The organism is Pseudomonas sp. GW823-FHT05G12, assembly GCF_058795575.1.
This window is the reverse complement of the sequence record NZ_CM179501.1, coordinates 887,872-908,345: the sequence shown is the minus strand read 5'-3', so window position 1 is coordinate 908,345 and position 20,474 is coordinate 887,872. Positions and strand designations below refer to the sequence as shown.

At 62.2% G+C, this 20,474-nt stretch carries 22 protein-coding genes; 9 read left to right on the top strand and 13 right to left on the bottom strand.

Annotated elements, in window-relative coordinates:
* Window positions 1-32: 32 nt before the first annotated feature.
* Window positions 33-617 carry a YajG family lipoprotein gene (locus tag AC3RCM_RS04225; protein ID WP_010951995.1) on the bottom strand — a complete coding sequence of 195 codons (585 nt, stop codon included), beginning with the start codon at window positions 615-617 and terminating at the stop codon, window positions 33-35.
* Between the two features lie 145 nt (window positions 618-762).
* On the opposite strand from AC3RCM_RS04225, the gene AC3RCM_RS04220 reads away from it, so the two are divergent.
* On the top strand, window positions 763-996 hold the full coding sequence (locus tag AC3RCM_RS04220) for a hypothetical protein (protein ID WP_014589680.1): 234 nt from the start codon (window positions 763-765) through the stop codon (window positions 994-996).
* Window positions 997-1,597: 601 nt separating this feature from the next.
* Window positions 1,598-3,106, top strand: coding sequence for a malate dehydrogenase (quinone) (mqo, locus tag AC3RCM_RS04215; RefSeq protein WP_010951993.1), 1,509 nt, complete (start codon window positions 1,598-1,600; stop codon window positions 3,104-3,106).
* Window positions 3,107-3,282: 176 nt separating this feature from the next.
* Here mqo and AC3RCM_RS04210 read toward each other — a convergent pair whose 3' ends face one another.
* From AC3RCM_RS04210 to AC3RCM_RS04195, 4 genes are all read right to left on the bottom strand, one after another.
* A complete protein-coding gene (locus tag AC3RCM_RS04210; protein WP_003247360.1) occupies window positions 3,283-3,573 on the bottom strand; it encodes a PA4642 family protein in 291 nt (96 codons plus the stop codon).
* A 68-nt stretch (window positions 3,574-3,641) separates the two neighbouring features.
* Window positions 3,642-4,112 (bottom strand): hypothetical protein, encoded by a 471-nt coding sequence (locus AC3RCM_RS04205; RefSeq protein WP_003247361.1) that lies wholly within the window; start codon window positions 4,110-4,112, stop codon window positions 3,642-3,644.
* Window positions 4,113-4,163: 51 nt separating this feature from the next.
* A complete protein-coding gene (locus AC3RCM_RS04200; RefSeq protein ID WP_010951991.1) occupies window positions 4,164-4,637 on the bottom strand; it encodes a WbuC family cupin fold metalloprotein in 474 nt (157 codons plus the stop codon).
* 2 nt (window positions 4,638-4,639) lie between these two features.
* Window positions 4,640-5,197, bottom strand: coding sequence for a hypoxanthine-guanine phosphoribosyltransferase (locus AC3RCM_RS04195; RefSeq protein ID WP_010951990.1), 558 nt, complete (start codon window positions 5,195-5,197; stop codon window positions 4,640-4,642).
* A gap of 162 nt (window positions 5,198-5,359) precedes the next feature.
* On the opposite strand from AC3RCM_RS04195, the gene upp reads away from it, so the two are divergent.
* Together upp and AC3RCM_RS04185 are read left to right on the top strand one after the other, a co-directional pair.
* Entirely contained in the window at window positions 5,360-5,998 is a 639-nt protein-coding gene (upp, locus tag AC3RCM_RS04190; RefSeq protein WP_003247366.1) for a uracil phosphoribosyltransferase, read from the top strand.
* A gap of 2 nt (window positions 5,999-6,000) precedes the next feature.
* Window positions 6,001-7,266 carry a uracil-xanthine permease family protein gene (locus AC3RCM_RS04185; protein ID WP_003247369.1) on the top strand — a complete coding sequence of 422 codons (1,266 nt, stop codon included), beginning with the start codon at window positions 6,001-6,003 and terminating at the stop codon, window positions 7,264-7,266.
* 35 nt (window positions 7,267-7,301) lie between these two features.
* On the opposite strand, the gene hemH is transcribed toward AC3RCM_RS04185, so the two are convergent.
* The gene (gene hemH, locus AC3RCM_RS04180) at window positions 7,302-8,318 is read right to left on the bottom strand and encodes a ferrochelatase (protein ID WP_492629388.1); all 1,017 of its coding nucleotides are present in this window, start codon (window positions 8,316-8,318) and stop codon (window positions 7,302-7,304) included.
* Window positions 8,319-8,331: 13 nt separating this feature from the next.
* A complete protein-coding gene (locus AC3RCM_RS04175; protein WP_010951988.1) occupies window positions 8,332-9,237 on the bottom strand; it encodes a TIGR01777 family oxidoreductase in 906 nt (301 codons plus the stop codon).
* 186 nt (window positions 9,238-9,423) lie between these two features.
* Here AC3RCM_RS04175 and AC3RCM_RS04170 point away from each other — a divergent pair, with 186 nt between their 5' ends.
* The 5 genes from AC3RCM_RS04170 (at window position 9,424) to AC3RCM_RS04150 (ending at window position 14,498) form a co-directional block, all read left to right on the top strand.
* A complete protein-coding gene (locus tag AC3RCM_RS04170) occupies window positions 9,424-10,410 on the top strand; it encodes an NAD(P)/FAD-dependent oxidoreductase (protein WP_010951987.1) in 987 nt (328 codons plus the stop codon).
* A gap of 103 nt (window positions 10,411-10,513) precedes the next feature.
* A complete protein-coding gene (locus AC3RCM_RS04165) occupies window positions 10,514-11,482 on the top strand; it encodes a YbgA family protein (RefSeq protein WP_010951986.1) in 969 nt (322 codons plus the stop codon).
* Entirely contained in the window at window positions 11,472-12,371 is a 900-nt protein-coding gene (locus AC3RCM_RS04160; protein WP_198748413.1) for a MerR family transcriptional regulator, read from the top strand. The genes AC3RCM_RS04165 and AC3RCM_RS04160 overlap by 11 nt, the downstream gene beginning before the upstream one ends.
* Window positions 12,362-13,807 (top strand): deoxyribodipyrimidine photo-lyase, encoded by a 1,446-nt coding sequence (gene phrB / locus AC3RCM_RS04155; protein ID WP_198748412.1) that lies wholly within the window; start codon window positions 12,362-12,364, stop codon window positions 13,805-13,807. The genes AC3RCM_RS04160 and phrB overlap by 10 nt, the downstream gene beginning before the upstream one ends.
* Entirely contained in the window at window positions 13,800-14,498 is a 699-nt protein-coding gene (locus AC3RCM_RS04150; RefSeq protein WP_064490927.1) for an SDR family oxidoreductase, read from the top strand. The genes phrB and AC3RCM_RS04150 overlap by 8 nt, the downstream gene beginning before the upstream one ends.
* A gap of 115 nt (window positions 14,499-14,613) precedes the next feature.
* On the opposite strand, the gene AC3RCM_RS04145 is transcribed toward AC3RCM_RS04150, so the two are convergent.
* The 6 genes from AC3RCM_RS04145 to hemA form a co-directional block, all read right to left on the bottom strand.
* Window positions 14,614-15,132 (bottom strand): acyloxyacyl hydrolase, encoded by a 519-nt coding sequence (locus tag AC3RCM_RS04145; RefSeq protein WP_003247385.1) that lies wholly within the window; start codon window positions 15,130-15,132, stop codon window positions 14,614-14,616.
* A gap of 104 nt (window positions 15,133-15,236) precedes the next feature.
* Window positions 15,237-16,034 carry a glutamate racemase gene (murI, locus tag AC3RCM_RS04140; protein WP_064490926.1) on the bottom strand — a complete coding sequence of 266 codons (798 nt, stop codon included), beginning with the start codon at window positions 16,032-16,034 and terminating at the stop codon, window positions 15,237-15,239.
* A complete protein-coding gene (locus AC3RCM_RS04135) occupies window positions 16,027-16,782 on the bottom strand; it encodes a molybdopterin-synthase adenylyltransferase MoeB (protein ID WP_014589669.1) in 756 nt (251 codons plus the stop codon). Before AC3RCM_RS04135 ends, murI begins: the two co-directional genes overlap by 8 nt.
* Window positions 16,776-17,606 carry a peptide chain release factor N(5)-glutamine methyltransferase gene (prmC, locus tag AC3RCM_RS04130; protein ID WP_014589668.1) on the bottom strand — a complete coding sequence of 277 codons (831 nt, stop codon included), beginning with the start codon at window positions 17,604-17,606 and terminating at the stop codon, window positions 16,776-16,778. The genes AC3RCM_RS04135 and prmC overlap by 7 nt, the downstream gene beginning before the upstream one ends.
* A complete protein-coding gene (gene prfA, locus AC3RCM_RS04125; RefSeq protein ID WP_003247392.1) occupies window positions 17,606-18,688 on the bottom strand; it encodes a peptide chain release factor 1 in 1,083 nt (360 codons plus the stop codon). The genes prmC and prfA overlap by 1 nt, the downstream gene beginning before the upstream one ends.
* Entirely contained in the window at window positions 18,685-19,962 is a 1,278-nt protein-coding gene (gene hemA / locus AC3RCM_RS04120) for a glutamyl-tRNA reductase (protein WP_010951977.1), read from the bottom strand. The genes prfA and hemA overlap by 4 nt, the downstream gene beginning before the upstream one ends.
* Window positions 19,963-20,474: the final 512 nt, after the last annotated feature.

Genomic DNA, 20,474 nt, shown 5'->3' with positions numbered 1-20,474 from the left:
CAGGCAGCGGGTTTTCTTGCACCACCTGAAGCTTACTGACCCAGCACCTGCCCGATGCTCGGGTCCTTGAACAGGCGGGTCAGGGCATCGCTCAGCACATCACCCACCAGCTGGGTGTTGGTGTCCTGGTTCGGCGCCATGCCGAAACGCTGGTCCAGCGAAGCGCCATAACGGCCGCTGTAACGGCGGCCGCCATTGGTCACATCAGCGCGGAAGGTGGCGCCGATGGTGGCCTCGGTCACGTAAAGGTTGTCTTTCGGCGACTGATACTTCAGCTCGGCCAGGGTCACGGTCAGCTGCGGCGCATTGCCGGCGTTCGGGGTCGGGGTGAAGCCGAGCAGGCGCACAGCCGCTTCAGCCTGAGCCTGCAGCTTGGGCACCACGTCATTACCGCTGACGCTGATGGTGCTGGTCTCGGGGTACATGCCACCGCGGGTACCCAGGGACTGCGAAGGCCGGCCATCAACTACCCGGACCACCACCGGCTGGCCATGACCGACCGGGGCCAGCTGGGCCTTGAGCGTGGGTTGCGGGTTGAGTTGTTGCGGGCTGTGGGCACAACCGACCAGGCTAAGGCTGGCCACGGCGATCAAACCGAACAACAGACGTTGCAACATGCGCGTTTCTCCAGAAAATGCGGCAAAGGCCCACAGTATACCTAGCCAGGCACAGACCAGTCATCGGCCCGGCCCGCTTGTCACAATCGTTTCATCGCCACACCCTTATCCTTGCGCCAAGCCCTAACGCAAAGGACTCGCCGCCATGACCTCGCTCTGGACTCAGCTCTTCCAACGGCCGCGCTACAACGCTTATGCCCGCCTTGACGCTGATGGCAAATGCCTGGCGTTCAAGCAATGCAGCCAGGCACCAAGCGGCATCGACTGGGTGCAGATCAGCGAAATTCAGCTGGCCTGGCTGGGCCGCGAGCTGCCCATCGAAGCCCGGGTTTGCGCCCGCGCAAACCGCCGTTGGCACCAGCGCCTCCTCGCTGCCTGACAAACGCTGCAATAAAAACCACGAATGGCGACATTTCTGCCCGCGACATCGCTATAATCTCCCCCCGATTATAAGGACGTCTCCTGATCGGGCCCCGCACTCGCCGATTGACCCCGGCAACTTCACCGCTTCGCCCACAGAGAGCCTTCCACTCAGGTCTTGCATCGGCTGTCGTGCCTGCTTTTTCCGGCCCTTCACACTGCATGAACCTGCGGGTTGCCATCGCGCAGTCCCCTTTTGAGGTTCACGTCTCCAAAAGAGCGTGAAAAAACGGTTTTCACAACTTCACAAGAGTGTGGCGAGCAAATGAACAGTCTGGCATGTGCAAAAGCGGCAGATGTGTCCCGAACAGCCCTGAACAGGCGGCAGATGCGCTCATCCCGTATGAGTGTCTGAACCGTTCCATAACGCACGCACGACACCTTGACCATAAGTCGAATTGCCGCACCTGTGGCAAACGGCGTTCAATACACGAACCCGAAGACTGATTGGCGGTGTCCGCGGAAGTTGCAAGAACTGCGAAAAGTCGGACATGGCGACCCTGGCAAACCCAGGTCCTATGCTGTCAATTAGGTAGCTGTAGATTGTGGAGACGCGTTAAATGGCGCAGAACGAATCGGTTGATGTGGTACTGGTAGGCGCGGGCATCATGAGTGCCACCCTGGCCGTACTGCTCAAGGAGCTTGACCCGACCCTGAAGCTTGAGGTCGTCGAGGCGATGGACTCCGGGGCCGCGGAAAGCTCCAACCCCTGGAACAACGCAGGCACCGGCCACGCCGGCCTGTGCGAGCTGAACTACACGCCGCAGGCCGCCGATGGCAGCATCGACATCAAGAAGGCCGTGCACATCAACACCCAGTTCGAGGTTTCGCGCCAGTTCTGGGCCTACCTGACCAAGAAGGGCAACTTCGGCTCGGCGCGTGCCTTCATCAACCCTGTCCCGCACCTGAGTTACGTCGAGGGTGACAAGGGTGTTTCCTTCCTCAAGAAGCGCTTCGAGCTGCTCAAGCAGCACCACGCCTTCGCCGAGATGGAATACACCGAAGACAAGGCCGTGATGAACGACTGGATGCCGCTGATGATGCCTGGCCGCCCGGCCGACCAGCACATCGCCGCTACTCGCGTGGCCAAAGGCACCGACGTCAACTTCGGCGCACTGACCAACAAGCTGCTCAAGCTGCTGGGCGACTCGCCGGACGCGCAGGTCAAGTACAGCAAGAAGGTTGTCGGCCTGCGCCGTAACGGCAGCGGCTGGACCGTGAGCATCAAGGACGTCAACAGCGGCGGCAGCCGTGAAGTCGACGCCCGCTTCGTCTTCCTCGGCGCCGGCGGCGCGGCCCTGCCGCTGCTGCAGTTGTCCGGCATCCCGGAAAGCAAAGGTTTCGGCGGCTTCCCTGTGAGCGGCCAGTGGCTGCGTTGCGACAACCCGGAAATCGTCAAGCAGCACCAGGCCAAGGTCTACAGCCAGGCCGCTGTCGGCGCCCCGCCGATGTCGGTGCCGCACCTGGACACCCGCGTCGTGGACGGCAAGACTTCGCTGCTGTTCGGCCCGTATGCCGGTTTCACTACCAAGTTCCTCAAGCACGGCTCGCTGATGGACCTGCCGCTGTCGGTGCGCATGGGCAACATCGGCCCGATGCTGGCCGTGGCCCGCGACAACATGGACCTGACCAAGTACCTGGTCAGCGAGGTGATGCAGTCGATGGAGCAGCGTCTGGAAGCCCTGCGTCGTTTCTATCCGCAGGCCAAGGCCGAGGACTGGCGCCTGGAAGTGGCGGGTCAGCGCGTGCAGATCATCAAGAAAGACCCGAAAAAAGGCGGCGTGCTGCAGTTCGGTACCGAGCTGGTCTCGGCCCAGGACGGCAGCCTGGCAGCACTGCTCGGCGCATCGCCAGGTGCCTCGGTAACCGTATCGATCATGCTGGAACTGATCGAGCGCTGCTTCCCCGAGCAGGCCAAGGGCGCCTGGGCTGCCAAGCTCAAGGAAATCTTCCCGGCTCGCGAGAAGACCCTGGCAACCGATGCTGCGCTGTACCACAAGATCAGTGCCGATAACGACGCGGCGCTGGATCTGGCAGAGAGCAGCCCGGCGGCCAAGCATTACGCTTAAGCCGGTCTGAAACGCAAAAACGCCCCTCGGGGCGTTTTTTGTGCCTGGCGCTTGATCAGCCTGTACCGGCCTCTTCGCGGGCATGCCCGCTCCCACAGGTTCGGTAATGCCCGCAGGTGCGACGCGACTCCTGTGGGAGCGGGCGCGCCCGCGAAGAGGCCGGCACTGGCTACAGATCAGCCGCGGGCTTTATCGATGATCTCGATGTACTCAGGGGCATTGCGCTGGTCGGCAATCTGCTCGACGAAGGTCTTGCCGTGCTCGTCCTTGCCGTCCAGGTCCAGGCCAGCTTCGACGAAGAAGCCTACAAAGCGCTCGAAGTCGTCCACGCGCAGGCCACGGTAGGCCTTGACCAGCTTGTGCAGCGACGGCGAAGTCACACCATCGGCCGGCTCGAACTGAAGGAACGACTTGATGTAGTCGTCGCTGATTTCGTCACCGATTACCTGTTTCTTGTCTTTACGCATTGCCGACTCCAACTGGACCATCACGGAATTTCGAAGGCCGGCAGTTTACCCCCCGCAGGCTTCGCGCCTCAACGCGTACGTACCGTCCCGGTGTGCAAGTCGGCCCAGATGTGGCCGTTGCCATAAGTCAGAAACTGCACGTACAGGGTTTCGTTACGCAGCAGGTCCATGACCACCCGGTAGTTGCTGACCGGGTAATTCAGGCTCAAGGTGCGGGTTTTAGCGTCATACACAGGCTTTTTCAGGCTTTTGGCCGCTTCACCATCGAACGTCAGCAGCACCTGGGCAATGGTCGCACCCTTGCTCAGCGGCTTGCCCTTCAGGCGCACCTGCAACGACGATGTGATCGGGATCGGCTGCTGATCGGACTGGCGCTGGGCCCCTACAACCACCGAATAGTCAGTCACTTGCAGCAATTGCTGGCTGGTCGGTGCTTCCTGGCGCAGGGACTGGTCATCAGGAGGCAGGAACTGACTGTGCAGCGGTGCGGCAGCGAGCGGCAGGCTGACCGCCAGCAGGAGGGGAAGAATCGCACGCATGTGAGGCTCCTTGTATGAAGGAGCACTCTAGCATGCCGGGTGCAGCCGATATCAATCGAACTGCGCGCGCATCCAGGCCTGGTAATCGGCCACGCCGGCCTCACCCTCGCGCGGTGCCCAGTGTGCGTGCTCGCCCTCGCCCACTGGTCGGTATGGCCCAGCCTTGCACTCGAACAGGATGCTGTCAGGCTCCAGCACGACCAAGCCATGGTAGGTACCAGGTGCCAGATCCACACCCAGACAGTCGCCACCGGCCTGCAGCACCCGCTTGTCAGTCACCGCGCCTTGTTCATCGAAGATCAACAGGCCAAAACGCCCCTTGAGCGCTATCAAGGTTTCAGCCTTGTCGGCGCTCAAATGGCGATGCGGCGGAATGTAGGTGCTCGGTTGCAGCCCGACGGCCATGCGGTGGCAGGGCTCTTCCATAGCGTGAAAGTTATGGTGCTGCCGCCCGCGCGGGTTGGCAGCGGCCTTTTCGGCCAGCCCGGCGAACAGCGATTGGTCGATGAACGCAGGCTGGCGCACGGTTACAGCCCCTTTACGGCGAAGATGCCGTTAGCGTTGCGCCAGTAACCTTTGTAGTCCATGCCGTAACCGAAGATATAGCGATCGACACAAGGCAGGCCCACATAGTTGGCCTTGAGGTCAGGGCTTGCCTTGCGGTCGTGGTCCTTGTCGATCAGCACAGCGGTGTACACCGAGCGGGCGCCGGCATGCTTGCAAAACTCGATGATGGCGCTGAGGGTGTGGCCTTCGTCGAGGATATCGTCAACGATCAACACGTCACGGTCGATGAACGACACTTCCGGCTTGGCCTTCCAGAAAAGCTCGCCGCCGCTGGTCTGGTTGCGGTAGCGGGTAGCGTGCAGGTACGAGGCTTCCAGCGGGAACTGCAGGTGGGTCAGCAGTTTGCCGGAAAAGATCAGGCCACCGTTCATCACGCAGAACACAACCGGGTTCTTGTCGTGCAGGTCCTTGCAGATCTGCTCGCCGACTTTGGCGATGGCCGCTTCGACTTCGGCTTCGGTGTACAGGCAGTCAGCTTCATGCATGACTTGACGGATATGCTCGAGATCGGCGGACATGGCGCGCTCCGGGGGGCATTTTGGAAAAGCGGGCAAAGGTACGCATCCGCTCGTCACAGATCAAGCATTTATGGACTAACGTCCAGAATGACCAGACGACAGCACAGGCTGAATAGATTAATCTAGCGCGGTTTTTTTGCCCGCCTTTCGGAGCCCTCCCCTATGCCCACTCGTGAGATCCGCCATCCGCTGATCCGCCACAAGCTTGGCCTGATGCGCCGTGCCGATATCAGCACCAAGAATTTTCGCGAACTCGCCCAGGAAGTCGGCGCGCTCCTGACGTATGAAGCCACCCAGGACCTGCCCCTCGAAACCTACGAGATCGACGGCTGGTGTGGCAAGGTCTCGGTTGAAAAAATCGCCGGCAAGAAGATCACCGTAGTACCGATCCTGCGCGCCGGCATCGGCATGCTCGACGGCGTGCTCAGCCTGATCCCGGGTGCCAAGGTCAGCGCCGTCGGCGTTGCCCGAAACGAAGAAACCCTCGAAGCCCACACCTATCTGGAAAAGCTCGCGCCGGACATCAACCAGCGCCTGGCCCTGATCATCGACCCGATGCTGGCCACCGGCGGCTCGATGGTTGCCACCATCGACCTGCTGAAAAAGGCCGGCTGCAAAGAGATTCGCGCCATGGTGCTGGTCGCCGCGCCAGAAGGCATCGAGGTGGTGGAAAAAGCCCACCCGGACGTGAAGATCTACACCGCCTCGATCGACCAGCGCCTGAACGAGCACGGCTACATCGTGCCAGGCCTGGGTGATGCCGGTGACAAGATCTTCGGCACCAAGCAAAAGGACGCCTGACCATGCAGGACGGCTTCAACGACCCGCTCTGGCGCCAGGTCGTTTCGGGCGCGCAGATGCTCTTCGTGGCATTCGGCGCGCTGGTGCTGATGCCCCTGATCACCGGCCTCGACCCGAACGTCGCGCTGTTCACCGCCGGCATCGGCACCCTGCTATTCCAGCTGGTCACCGGACGTCAGGTACCGGTGTTCCTGGCCTCGAGCTTTGCCTTCATCACGCCGATCATCCTCGCCAAAGGCCAGTTCGGCCTTGCCGAGACCATGGGTGGCGTAATGGCTGCCGGCTTCGTGTACACCTTCATGGGGCTGATGGTAAAAATCAAAGGCACCGGTTTCATCGACCGCATGCTACCGCCGGTGGTGATCGGCCCGGTGATCATCTCCATCGGCCTGGCCATGGCACCGATCGCCGCCAACATGGCGATGGGCAAAGGTGGGGACGGTACGGCACTGATGCCGTACAAGACGGCCATGCTGATCTCGATGCCAGCGCTGCTGACAACCTTGATCGTTGCCGTATTCGGCAAGGGCATTTTCCGCCTGGTACCCATCATCTCCGGCGTGCTGGTGGGCTTTGCCCTGTCGTTCGCCTTTGGCGTGGTCGACACCGCCAGGATCGCTGCCGCACCGTGGCTGGAAATTCCCAATTTCACCGCCCCTGCGTTCAACTGGCAGGCCATTCTGTTCATCGTCCCGGTTGCGCTGGCGCCGGCGATCGAGCATATCGGCGGGGTGATCGCAGTGGGCAGCGTGACCGGCCGTGACTACCTGAAAAAGCCTGGCCTGCACCGGACGTTGCTGGGCGACGGCCTGGCGACTACTGCAGCCGGCCTGTTCGGCGGCCCGCCCAACACCACCTACGCCGAAGTGACCGGCGCGGTGATGCTGACCAAGAACTACAACCCGAAGATCATGACCTGGGCGGCGGTCTTCGCCATTACCCTGGCATTCATCGGCAAGTTCGGCGCGCTGCTGCAGAGCATCCCGGTGCCGGTGATGGGCGGCATCTTGTGCCTGCTGTTCGGCTCGATCGCAGCGGTGGGCATGAACACCATGATCCGCCACAAGATTGACCTGGGCGAGGCACGCAACCTGGTGATCGTCTCGGTGACACTGGTGTTCGGTATCGGCGGCGTGCTGATCGGCAGCGGTGACGGCCCGGATGACTGGGGCCTGAAGGGCATTGCCCTGTGCGCCATTGTGGCTATCGCCCTGAACCTGATTCTGCCGGGTAATGACAGCTGGAAGCACAAGAAGCTGGATGTATGACCGGTCGGAAGGGGCCGCAAGGCGGCCCCTTCGATTCAGGCCTTTTCACACATATCAGCCAACACCCTCACCCACTCCGGGTGATCATTCAGGCACGGCACCAGCACCAGCTCCTGGCCGCCCGCCTCGACAAACTGCTCGCTGCCACGCATGCCTATCTCTTCCAGGGTCTCGATGCAATCCGCCACAAACGCCGGGCACATCACCAGCAGCTTCTTCACACCGGCCTTGGCCAGCTCATCCAGCCGCGTCTCGGTGTAGGGTTCGATCCACTTGTCCCGGCCCAGCCGCGACTGGAACGACACCGACCATTTGCCATCCAGTATGCCCATGCTCTGCGCAAAGGCTTTGGCCGTAGCCAGGCATTGCCCGCGATAGCAAACCGAACGTACTTCGGCGGTTGCACCGTGGCAGCAATCGGCAGCGCGCAGGTCGTGCTTGACCCCCTTCGGAAACAGTTTCTTCAGGTGCCGTTCCGGCAACCCATGGAAGCTCAGCAGCAGGTGGTCGTAACCCTGCTCCAGGTACGGCCGAGCGCTGGCTGCCAGCGCCTCGATGTACGCCGGGTGCTCGTAGAACGGCTGCAGCACGCGCATCTGCAACGGTAACTGGCGCTCACTGACCGTCTGTTTTGCCTGCTCGATCACAGTGGTCACCGTGCTGTCGGCGAACTGTGGATAAAGCGGTGCCAAAGTCACCTTGCGCACACCTTGGGCGGCCAGCCGCGCCAACACATCAGGCAAGGCCGGCTGGCCGTAGCGCATGGCGATTTCCACCGGGCCATGGGGCCAGTGCTCGGCCATCGCGGCCTGCAGGCGACGGGTCAGCACAACCAGAGGCGAGCCCTCCTCCCACCAGATCGAAGCGTAGGCATGTGCCGACTGCTCCGGGCGCTTGATCAGGACCAGCGACACCAGCAAGCGCCGCACCGGCCACGGCAGGTCGATCACGTACGGGTCCATGAGGAACTGGTTGAGGTAGCGGCGCACATCGGCCACCGAGGTGGAGGCCGGGGAACCCAGGTTGACCAGCAGCAGGGCGTGATCGGTCATGCAGCGTCCTATGTCAGAGGCGACTGGACAGGTTGTCCAGCGCCGATTGCAGATCGTTGAAGCGGAAGGTGAAGCCGGCTTCCAGCAAGCGTACCGGGCGCGCCCGCTGGCCTCCCAGCAGCAAGGTGGACATCTCGCCAAGCCCGGCCTTGAGCAGCAATGCCGGCACTGGCAACAGCGCCGGCCGATGCAGGGCGCGGCCCAGTCGCCTGGCAAACTCACGGTTGCGCACAGGCTCCGGCGCGCAGGCATTATAAGGACCGCTGGCATCCTTGTGCTGCAAGAGAAAATCAATCAGGGCGACCTGGTCGTCTATATGAACCCAGGGCATCCACTGCCGCCCATTGCCCAAAGGCCCGCCCAGCCCCAGTTTGAAGGGCATGCGCAGGCGCGACAAAAAGCCGCCATCGCTGGCCAGCACCAGGCCGGTACGGACCAGTACCACGCGTATTCCCTGCGCTTGCGAACGCTGGGCGGTCTCTTCCCAGGCAATACACAACTGGCTGGCGAAATCTTCACGCACCGGGGGTGAAGCCTCGGTCAGTTCGCGTTCGCCACCGTCCCCGTACCAACCTACCGCAGAGCCGGAGATCAACACCTCCGGGCGCTGCTCACGGGTGCCCAACCAAGCCAGCAATTGCTCGGTAAGGGTGACACGGCTGGCCCACAGCACGTTGCGCCGGGCGGCCGTCCAGGGCCTGTCGGCAATCGGCGCACCGGCAAGGTTGACCACCGCATCAAGATGATCGTCGGCCTCCAGCTGCTCCAGGCGCGCGATACCACGCACCCCGCTACCACAGATTTTCGCCACCTGTTCAGGACGCCTGCTCCAAACCGTAAGCCGATGCCCTTGGCCCAGCCAGTACTGGCACAGATGCTTGCCAATCAAACCGGTGCCACCTGTCAGCAATATATGCATGGCTGTGTCCTCGCAGAATGCGTCGGTGGTCTATTTTTAACAGCAAGGCACTTTTTTGACCCGACGCTCTCGGATAAACATAGGCCAACCTGCCGCCAACACGGAATAACCTTATACATAATTTTGGCATTGTACAGGTTTGCCTGACAGCGTAGTCTGCTCACAGCAAGGTTTGAAGAGGCCATCATGACAGTACCTATCGCCATAATCGGGGCCGGCATCGCCGGTTTGTCAGCCGCCCAGGCCTTGCAGAAGGCCGGGCAATCCGTGCACTTGTTCGACAAAGGCCACGGCAGTGGCGGGCGCATGGCCAGCAAGCGCAGCGAAGCCGGCGCGCTCGACCTGGGCGCACAGTACTTCACTGCCCGTGACCGACGCTTCGTCGATCAGGTGCAGCAATGGGTGGCCGCCGGCTGGGCCGAGCAGTGGAAGCCTCAACTGTACAACTACCGTGATGGCGAACTTACCCCCTCCCCCGACGAGCAGACGCGCTGGGTGGGCGTGCCACGCATGAGCGCCATTACCCGCGGCTTGCTCAAGGACGTCACCGTCAATTTCGGCTGCCGCATAGCGGAAGTGTTTCGCGGCAAGCAGTACTGGCACCTGCAAGATACCGAAGGTTGCAGCCACGGCCCCTACAGCCGTGTGGTCATTGCCGTCCCGGCACCGCAGGCCACGCCACTTCTGGCCGCCACACCGAAGCTGGCAGCCGTGGCCGCTGGCGTGCAAATGGAACCTACCTGGGCCGTCGCCCTTGCCTTCGAGACACCGCTGGATACACCAATGCAAGGCTGCTTCGTGCAGGACAACCCGCTGGACTGGCTGGCCCGCAATCGCAGCAAGCCTGGCCGCGACGAGCACCTGGACACCTGGGTACTGCACGCAACGTCAGACTGGAGCCGGCAACACATCGACCTGCCAAAGGATGAAGTGATCGAGCAGCTGTGGGGCGAATTCGCCGAGCTGGTCGGCTGCGTGGTCCCCCCGCCCACCTTCGCCCTGGCCCACCGCTGGCTCTATGCCCGCCCCAGTAGCAACCATGAGTGGGGCGCACTGGCCGATGCTGACCAGGGCTTGTACGCCTGTGGGGACTGGTGCCTGTCCGGCCGCGTCGAGGGCGCATGGCTCAGTGGCCAGGAAGCAGCGCGGCGCTTGCTCGAACACCTTGAGTGATGCCGAACTATACAAAAATACTAGTTTGCATAACTTCAGCGCTGTGCTGAAATAAACCTGTACAAGTTTCGAGTCACGTACAGGTTTATTTTCGGAGGCAGCCATGCACGACCCTTCCGCCCACAGCAAGCCGCGTATCGCCATCAGCGCCTGCCTGACCGGGCACAGCGTGCGCTACAACGGCGGCCACAAGGCCTCCGACCTGTGCCGTAAACAGCTGGAACAGCACTTCGACTGGCTACCCGTGTGTCCGGAAGTGGCAATCGGCCTGGGTGTCCCGCGCGACCCGATTCGCCTGGTCGGCAACCCCGAGCAACCCGAAGTGGTCGGCACCCGCGACCCCGGCAAGGACCTTACCGACCCGCTGCGCACCTATGGTGAGCAGATGGCCAACGAGCTTGACGACATCTGCGGCTACATCTTCATGCAGAAGTCACCTTCATGCGGCCTGGAACGGGTAAAGGTTTATCAGGACAACGGCCACCCGGCCGTGCATGGTGGCCGTGGCGTCTATGCCCAGGCTTTCTGCGCATTGCGCCCGGACCTGCCAGTAGAAGAAGAAGGCCGCCTGCATGACCCTGTGCTGCGCGAGAACTTCATAAGCCGCGTTTACGCCTACGCCGACTGGCAGCGCCTGCTGGCCGAGGGCCTGAACCGTGGCGCGCTGGTGCGCTTTCATTCGCGCTACAAGTATTTGCTGATGGCCAACAATCCCCAGGCCTATCGCACCCTCGGCCGCCTGCTTGGCAGCATGAGCAAGGCTGATGAACCACAGAGCATCGGCCCGCGCTATTTCAGCCAGCTGATGCAGGCCCTGCGCCGCTGCGCCAGCCGCGGCACCCACAGTAACGTGCTGCAGCACCTGAGCGGCTACTTCAAGGATGCCCTGACGCAGCAGGACAAGGCGGAGTTGCAGGCAGTCATCGGCCAATACCAACAAGGCGTGGTACCACTGGTAGTGCCACTAACCTTGCTCAAACACCATTTGCGCAAGCACCCAGACCCCTACCTGCAGCAACAAGCCTACCTGCAGCCTCACCCCGAGAGCCTGGGCTTGCGCAATGCGGTCTGAGGACTTGCTGCCCATCGGCGAACTTGCCCGTCGCACTGGCGTCAACCCGGTCACCCTGCGCGCCTGGGAGCGCCGGTATGGGTTGCTCAAGCCGCAGCGCACCGCCAAGGGGCATCGCCTGTACCCACTTGAGCAGGTCGAACGCGTCGAAGCCGTTCTGGCCTGGCTGCAGCGTGGCGCGTCGGTCGGCCAAGTCCGCGAGTTGCTCGACAAACCCGCCAGCACCCCACCGAAGGGGGACTGGCAAGCCCGGCAATTCCAGCTGATCGAAGCCATCGCCGGCCTTTCACAGCGCGCCCTCGACCAGCAACTCAACCAGGCCATGGCGCTGTACCCGGCGGTCACCCTGTGCGAGCAATTGCTGCTGCCGCTACTCGACATGCTCGACCTGCGCTGGCGCAATTACTTCAACGCTCGGCTGGAGCAGGTGTTTTTTCACAGCTGGCTGCGCAGCAAGCTCGGTGCCCGCGTGTACCACGACAACCAGCTGCTGCAAGGGCCTGCCGTGTTGCTGGCCGAAGACAGCGAACGCACCTTCAGCCCGGACTTATGGTTGTGCGCTTGGCTACTCACCAGCAATGGCTTCCCGGTCGAGGTGCTCGAGCAGCCCGTCGCAGGCCCGCAATTGCTAAGCGCCGTCAACGCGCTCAAACCACGCGCCTTACTCCTGCACCTGGGGCCACGCATCGACGACAAGGCGTTGCTGCGCACCCTGCAAGGCTTGCCGATCCCCAAGCTGCTGGGCGGTGCCACGCTGGCGCTGCATGAAGCCCGCTTGAAGGCTTTTGAGCTGCCCGACCTTTTCCTGTTCGACACCCCGCAGGCGGCATTGCGCGTGCTTCAAGCCCATGATCGACAGCCTGTAGAGATAAATCCCCCATGCACCTGACCTGGCTGCGCAGCGACCTGCGTATCGATGACAACACTGCACTCAGCGCCTCTACCGAACGCGGCCCGACCATCGCCCTGTGGCTGGTCAGCCCCGGACAATGGCAAGCCCATGACGATGCCGACTGCAAAGTCGACTTCTGGCTGCGTAACCTGCATGACCTGCGCCAATCACTGGAAAAGCTGAACATCCCCCTGCTGATCCGCACAATCGATACCTGGGACCAGGCGCCACAGGCGGTGCTCGATATCTGCCGCCAACATCAGGTGCAAAGCGTGCACTGGAACGAGGAGTACGGCATCAATGAGCAGCGCCGGGATGATGCCACCCGCGCACTGTTGGAAAAGTCGGCCATCCAGGCGCACAGCCACCTCGACCAGCTGTTCTTCCGTCCGGGCACCGTACTCACTCGCAGTGGCGATTACTTCCAGGTGTTCAGCCAGTTCAAGAAGACCTGCCTTGAGCATCTGCACCGCAGCCTGCCGGCCCTGGCACGGCGGGTGAAGCGCCAGGCCCCGCTGAACATCGACAGCGACCCGATCCCGCAACATGTAGAGGGGTTCGGAAAAACCACGCCCGCACTGCGCGACCACTGGCCAGCCGGTGAAGCTGAGGCACAGTCCCGCCTGTCACGTTTCCTGGACGAAACCATCGACGACTACCACCACTTGCGCGACTTGCCTGCCAAGCCTGGTACCAGCCAGCTATCCCCCTACCTGGCCGCCGGCGTGATTTCGCCCCGCCAATGCTTGCACGGTGCACTGGCCGGCAACCGGGGCGAGTTTGACAGTGGCAGCACAGGCGTGCAGACCTGGATCAATGAGCTACTCTGGCGTGAGTTCTACAAGCACATCCTGAGCGGTTATCCACAGGTCTCGCGCCACCGCGCCTTCCGCGCCCAGACCGAAGCCCTGCCCTGGCGTGACGCCCCGGCAGACCTGGAGGCCTGGGAGCAGGGCCGCACCGGCTTCCCGATCATCGATGCCGCCATGCGCCAGCTGCTGCACACCGGGTGGATGCACAACCGCTTGCGCATGGTCGTGGCCATGTTCCTCAGCAAGAACCTGCTGATTGACTGGCGCAAGGGAGAGCGGCACTTCATGCGCCACCTGATAGACGGCGACCTGGCCGCCAACAATGGGGGTTGGCAGTGGAGTGCGTCCACTGGCACCGACGCGGTGCCCTATTTCCGTATCTTCAACCCGGTTTCACAGTCGCAGCGCTTCGATCCACAGGGTCAGTTCATTCGCCACTGGGTACCGGAACTACAGGAGCTCGATGAAAAAGCCATCCATCAACCCATTAAATCGACGGACCTTTTCGGTAATACTTCGTACCTAAGTCCAATCGTAGATCTCAGCAGCAGTCGCCAGCGGGCCCTGGAAGCATTCAAAGGGCTGCCACGCCGGCAGAATCAGGGGATACGTCTTGATTAACTCGCGTAGTTTTTGGGTTACAGGCGCAAGCAACGGACTTGGCTTGGCTTTGGTGGAGCGGATGCTCGATGAAGGACATCGCGTTGCCGCGAGTGGCAAGGATAGCGATGCACTGGATGATTTGGGGGCACGCTACGGCAGCCAATTGTTGCGTTTGCCGTGGCAGTTGCAGGAAGAACAACACGTCACCGATGCGTGCCAACAGATTTGCCATGCCTGGTGTTCGCTGGACGGGCTGATCCTCAACACCGGCACCACCGATTACCTGCCAGACAATGTCAGTGACAGTGAGCTGATCGAAGCGATCGTCACCACCAACCAGCTGGCCGCAGAGCATTGCCTGAGCAAAGCGCTGCCGTTGCTGGCAAAGGGGCAGTCGCCCCAGGTGATGGGGCTTTTCAACCGCTATTCGGCGTTGCAGCTGTTTGCACCGACACAGGTGACTGCGGGCTGGAACAACTTGCCGCAATGGCTGCGTGAGCAGCGCAAGGCCCTTGAGGACCAAGGGGTAGCACTGACCATCGTAGGGCCACAATCGTTGAAGGTTACGGTAACGTCGGCACAGGCGATACCGGAGGCGTGGACGCCCGACAGTGCCGCAGAGGAGTTGCTGCGCCGGTGGCCTCAGAGAGAACCCGAACTGGTCCTGGAGACGCTGGACCTTAGTAGCCTGTGGCCGCTGGCGCGTTGACCGCTGAAATCAGCATTACCTTCTTCGCGGGCAAGCCCGCTCCTGCAGATTACCCAGACCTTTAATGCTGTGGTATTCCGGCAGGAGCGGGCATTGCCCGCGAATGCAGGTGAACTCAGAGCGCCATTCTGTAATGCAGGCTGTAGCTTTCTACACCATCGTTGGGCTCTTTGATGCCGGCGTTGGAATAGTGAATCGCCCGCACCCCAATCTCATGCCCGCCGGCAAAGCGCAAACCAAAACCAATGCGGTCCTCGAACTGGAACGCCGAACCCAGCTCGTTGCTTTCCAGCTCGGTGCTGGAGAACGCCGCCACCCCGATGCCGGCTTCGATGTAAGGCTTCACCGACTCCCCGGCAAATTCATAGACGAACACGGGCGCGAAGGACAGGCTGTGATTGCTCGCGGTCTCGTCGCCATCCCAGTAGGTGTAGGCCCCATCCCAATAGCCGGTCAGCCGACCAACGCTGGTCTGCCACCAACTCGCGTCCCAATTCGATTGCAGCCCTAGCCGGTAGACCATTGTCGAATCGCCAGTCTGCCCCACCGAAAACGAAACATCGGCAGCCTGTGCCGACATCGCTTGCCCCAAAACAAAGGCAGCAGCCGCTGCCAAGCCGAGCAGTTTCCTCATAAGAAACATCCTTCTTTCTGATGCTGTTATTTGTCCGCCTCATCTCAGGCAAAGCGGTAGAAAGCAGAAGTGGAACGATAGTTCAGCCTTTTTTCACGTTTTTTTCACAACGCAAAGCTTTGCACATCGTCAGACTTATGCCACAGCACAGGTAGGATTTTTCTTAAGGCTTCTGGATCAGCGCTTGTCCAGAAGCGTGCAGCGCCGGCCGGGCCTTCGGCCAACAGATCATTGGCACCCAACAGCCGTTGCAACTGACGCGCCACGGCCGCGCCGGTGTCGATGATGGCCACGTCATCCGGGACCATGCCGGCCAGCAATGGGCGAAGGAAAGGGTAATGGGTGCAGCCGAGGATCAGCGTATCGCAACCTGCAGTCAGTAGCGGCTGCACATAACCTTGCAACAGCTGGCGCACCGCCGGGCTTACCAGGTCACCGACTTCGATCAGCTCGACCAGCCCCGGGCAAGGCTGGGTAATAACCTGTACGTCATTCGCGAAGCGATCGAGCAAGGCTGCGAACTTGGCACTCTGCAGGGTACCGGTGGTGGCCAGCACACCGACCACGCCCGAGCGGGTGGCTGCCGCTGCAGGCTTGACGGCCGGTTCCATGCCCACCAACGGCCAGGTCGGATACAACTCACGCAGGTCGGCCACTGCCGCCACCGTGGCAGTGTTGCAGGCCAGGACCATGGCCTTTGCGCCTTGTTCATGGAAGAACCCGGCAATGCGTCGGCAGCGCTCGCGGATATAGTCCGGCGACTTCTCACCGTAGGGTATATGCCCGCAATCGCCCACATACAGCAACGTTTCGTTGGGCAGCAGGCGCTGGATCTCGGCCAGCACCGACAATCCGCCAACCCCCGAGTCCATGACGCCGATCGGCGCCGAGCGCTCAGCCATCGCGCTTACCACAGACCGTGCAAGCCGGGTCGCGCTTGACACGAAGCTCGCGGATACGGGTGCCAAGGGCATCGATCAACAGCAAGCGGCCGACCAACGGCTCACCGAAGCCAGCCAGCAGCTTCATCGCCTCCAGCGCCTGCAGGCTTCCCACCAGCCCCACCAGCGGGCCAATGACGCCTGCTTCGCTGCAGGTCAGTTCAGCTTCGCTACCATGCCCGTACAGGCAGTGATAGCACGGACTGTAGTCACGCCGCGGGTCGAACACCGACAGCTGACCTTCCAGACGGATTGCCGCTCCGCTGACCAGCGGCTTGCCGGCGGCGACACAGGCAGCGTTGACCGCCTCGCGGGTAGAGAAATTGTCGGAGCAGTCCAGCACCAGGTCGACCGCCGCCACCGCAGCCACCAGCGAGTCCTCGTCCAGTGCCTGGCGGTGAGCAACCAGGCTGACTTCCGGGTTGATTGCCTGCAAGCGCTGCAAGGCCGAGTCGACCTTGCTCATGCCAACGCTGGCACTGTCGTGGATGACCTGGCGTTGCAGGTTGGTCAGGTCGACGGTGTCGAAGTCGGCCAGGTGCAGCTCACCCACGCCAGCGGCGGCCAGGTACAGGGCGACTGGCGAGCCCAGGCCACCCAGCCCGATGATCAGCGCTTTGCTCTGCTTGAGCCGCAGCTGGCCATCGATGTCGATCTGGGCCAGCAGCACCTGGCGGCTGTAACGCAGCAGTTCCTGATCACTCAGCATGGCAGTCGCCCCAGGGTAATGCGTTCATGGCCGCCCAGGTCCGTGCGGCTGGCCACCTCGATAAAGCCATGTTCAGCCAGCAGAGCGCGTACCGCCGCCGCCTGATCGTAGCCATGTTCCAGCAGTAGCCAACCACCTGGCAACAAGTGCGCGGGGGCCTGGGCGGCGATCACGCGAAGGTCGTCCAGGCCATCGGCACCGGCCACCAGGGCACTGCTGGGTTCGAAGCGCACGTCGCCGGCCACCAGGTGCGGGTCTTCAGCGGCGATGTAGGGCGGGTTGCTGACAATGAGGTCGAAACGCTCCCCGGCCAGGCTGTCGAACCAGTGGCTCAGCCGTACCCGAGCGTTGGCCAGGCCCAACCGCTGGCGGTTGCGCTCGGCGAGGGCAGCAGCCTCCTCCACCCGGTCAACCGCTGTCACCTGCCAGGCCGGGCGCTCGCTGGCCAGCGCCAGAGCGATGGCACCCGTACCGGTACCCAGGTCGAGAACCTTGGCGGGCGAAGCGGGTTGCAGTTCAAGCGCCGTCTCGACCAGCAGTTCGGTATCCGGCCGCGGGATCAGGGTATGCGGCGCGACCTCCAGGTCGATCTTCCAGAAGCCCTGCAGCCCAAGGATATAGGCCACTGGCTCGCCGCCACGGCGGCGTTTCAGGTAGCCGGCATAGGTCTCGGCATCTTCGCTGCTGACAATACGCTCGGGCCAGGTATGCAGGTAGCTGCGCGATTTACCGATGGCCGCAGCCAGCAGCAGTTCGGCATCCAGGCGCTCAGTGGGCGATTCAGGCAACTGCGCGTTGCGCAACAGGCTGGCGATGACAGTCATCAGTCCCCCAAGGCGGCCAGTTGATCGGCCTGGTATTCGGCCAGCAGCGGTTCGATCACCGCGTCTACGCCACCGCTGAGAATGTCGTCAAGCGAATACAAGGTCAGGTTGATGCGGTGATCGGTCACCCGCCCCTGTGGATAATTGTAGGTGCGGATGCGCTCGGAGCGGTCACCGGAACCCACCAGCAGCTTGCGCTCACTGGCAATGGCGTTCTGCGCGGCACTGGTCTGCATGTCGTTCAGCTTGGCCGACAGCCAGGACATGGCGCGAGCACGGTTCTTGTGCTGCGAGCGCTCCTCCTGGCATTCGACCACGATACCGGTAGGCAAGTGAGTGATACGGATCGCCGAATCGGTCTTGTTGACGTGCTGGCCGCCGGCACCGGAGGCACGGTAGGTATCCACGCGCAAGTCGGCCGGGTTGATTTCGATGGCGGCCTGCTCGTCCGGCTCGGGGAGCACCGCCACCGTGCACGCGGAAGTGTGGACACGGCCTTGGGACTCGGTCTCGGGCACACGCTGAACCCGGTGTGCACCGGACTCGAACTTGAGCTTGCCGTAGACATTCTCGCCCTCGACGCGGGCAATGATTTCCTTGTAGCCGCCGTGCTCGCCTTCGTTCTCGGACAAGATCTCCAGGCGCCAGCCGCGCTTTTCGGCGTAGCGCGAATACATGCGGAACAGGTCACCAGAGAAGATGGCTGCCTCGTCGCCACCCGTACCGGCGCGGATTTCCAGAAACACGTTGCGACCGTCGTTGGGGTCTTTGGGCAGCAGCATGCGCTGCAGCTGCGCCTCCAGCGTCAGCAGTTGCTCCTTGGCTTCACGCACCTCTTCCACGGCCATTTCACGCAGGTCCGGGTCACTGTCCTTGAGCAGCGCCTGGGCACCTTCGAGGTCGTCCTGGACTTTGCGCCACTCTTTATAAGCAGCGTAGACCGGCTCTACCTCGGCATACTCGCGGGAGTAGGCGCGAAAACGCGTCTGGTCGGAAATAACCTCGGCGTCACCGAGCAGGGCGGTGAGTTCTTCGAAACGGTCCTGGAGGATTTCCAGTTTGTTCAGCAGCGACGCTTTCATTGCGGGGATTTGTCCGTGGAGCCCTCATTGAGGGCAAAGAGTTCCTGGGCCATGGCCAGCGCATCAAGGCGGCCCTCGGCCGAGAGCTTTTTCAGCTGCACGCTGGGCGCATGCAGGAGTTTGTTGGTCAGGCCCCGGGCCAGCTGGGCCAGCACGTCTTCGGGGTTGCCGCCATTGGCCAGCAGGCGCAGGGCCTTTTGCAGTTCTTCGTCGCGAAGGCGCTCACTTTGCTGGCGATAGGCCCTGAGCACGTCCACTGCCGCCAGTTCGCGCAGGCGCAGCATGAAGTCTTCGGCGCCCACGGATACCAGCTCTTCGGCCGCCTGGGCCGCGCCCTGGCGGCTCTTGAGGTTTTCCGCCACTACATCGTGCAGGTCGTCGACGGTGTACAGGTAGACATCATCCAGCTCGCCGACTTCGGTTTCAATATCGCGAGGGACAGCGATGTCGACCATGAAAATCGGCTTGTGTCGGCGCTGTTTCAGTGCACTCTCGACCGCGCCCTTGCCCAGAATCGGCAACTGGCTGGCGGTGGAACTGATCACGATGTCACTGTTGGCCAGTTCCTGGGGGATGTCTGCCAGCAGCACGGCATGCGCGCCGAACTGCTCGGCCAGGATGCTGGCGCGCTCCAGGGTGCGGTTGGCCACCACGATACGGCGTACGCCCTGCTCGTGCAGGTGGCGGGCGACCAGGGTGATGGTTTCGCCGGCACCGATCAGCAGGGCCTGGCTGCGGCCCAGGTCGGCGAAAATCTGCTTGGCCAGGCTGACCGCGGCGAACGCAACCGAAACCGGGTTTTCACCGATGGCCGTATCGGTACGCACCTGCTTGGCGGCGCTGAAGGTGGCCTGGAACAGGCGCCCGAGCAACGGCCCGACGGTACCGGCTTCGCGGGCCACGGCGTAGGCGGACTTCATCTGGCCGAGGATCTGAGGCTCGCCCAGAACCAGCGAGTCCAGGCCCGAGGCCACGCGCATCATGTGCTTCACGGCGTCGTGCTCTTCATGCACGTAGGCGCTGGCGCGCAGCTCGTCGATGCTGAGGCGGTGATAGTCGGCCAGCCACTGCAGCACGGCGTCGGCGGACAGGTGGTCCTGCTCTATATAGAGCTCACTGCGGTTGCAGGTCGACAGGATCGCCGCCTCGCGGCTGGACGTCAGTCGGCAGAGCTGCTGCAGGGCGTCTACCAGCTGCTCTGGGGTAAACGCCACGCGCTCGCGTACGTCTACCGAGGCAGTCTTATGGTTGATACCAAGTGCAAGAAAGGCCATGCAAGGTCGCTGGTTGTGACGGGAAGCCGATAATTGTCCTCTTTCGCAGGTTTCAGGACAACCACCGTTCGCTATTGTGCTGATAGTCCTGCGGCTATCGCCTTTTCGTAGCCTGCCCTAGCGGTGTTTTCAGGTCTTGCCGGCTTTTGATCTGGCTTTTGATCCTGATCTTGATCTTCGCGACTTCAGGAGGCCGAACGCAGGCCTTGCACAGGGAGGTGACGGGCATGGATGCCCGTCAAGCGCTGTGCCCCAGGATGGGGCCTGCAGCGCGGTCCTCCCGGGAGCAAGCCCTACGCTCGGCCTCCTGAAGTCGCAATCTGCAGCGCCTGATCAACCGCGCGCTTAGAAGCGACAGTAAGAGCAAAAGCCAGAGCCATCGGTTCGACATGGCCCTAGCCAACTACGTTGACCGGGTCGAGAAGACTTTTGACATATTTCCAAAAGATTTATCCACAGTCTTGTAGTCCATTTCCCAAATACATGCCCAACTGTTGCCCTACCCTCCTTCC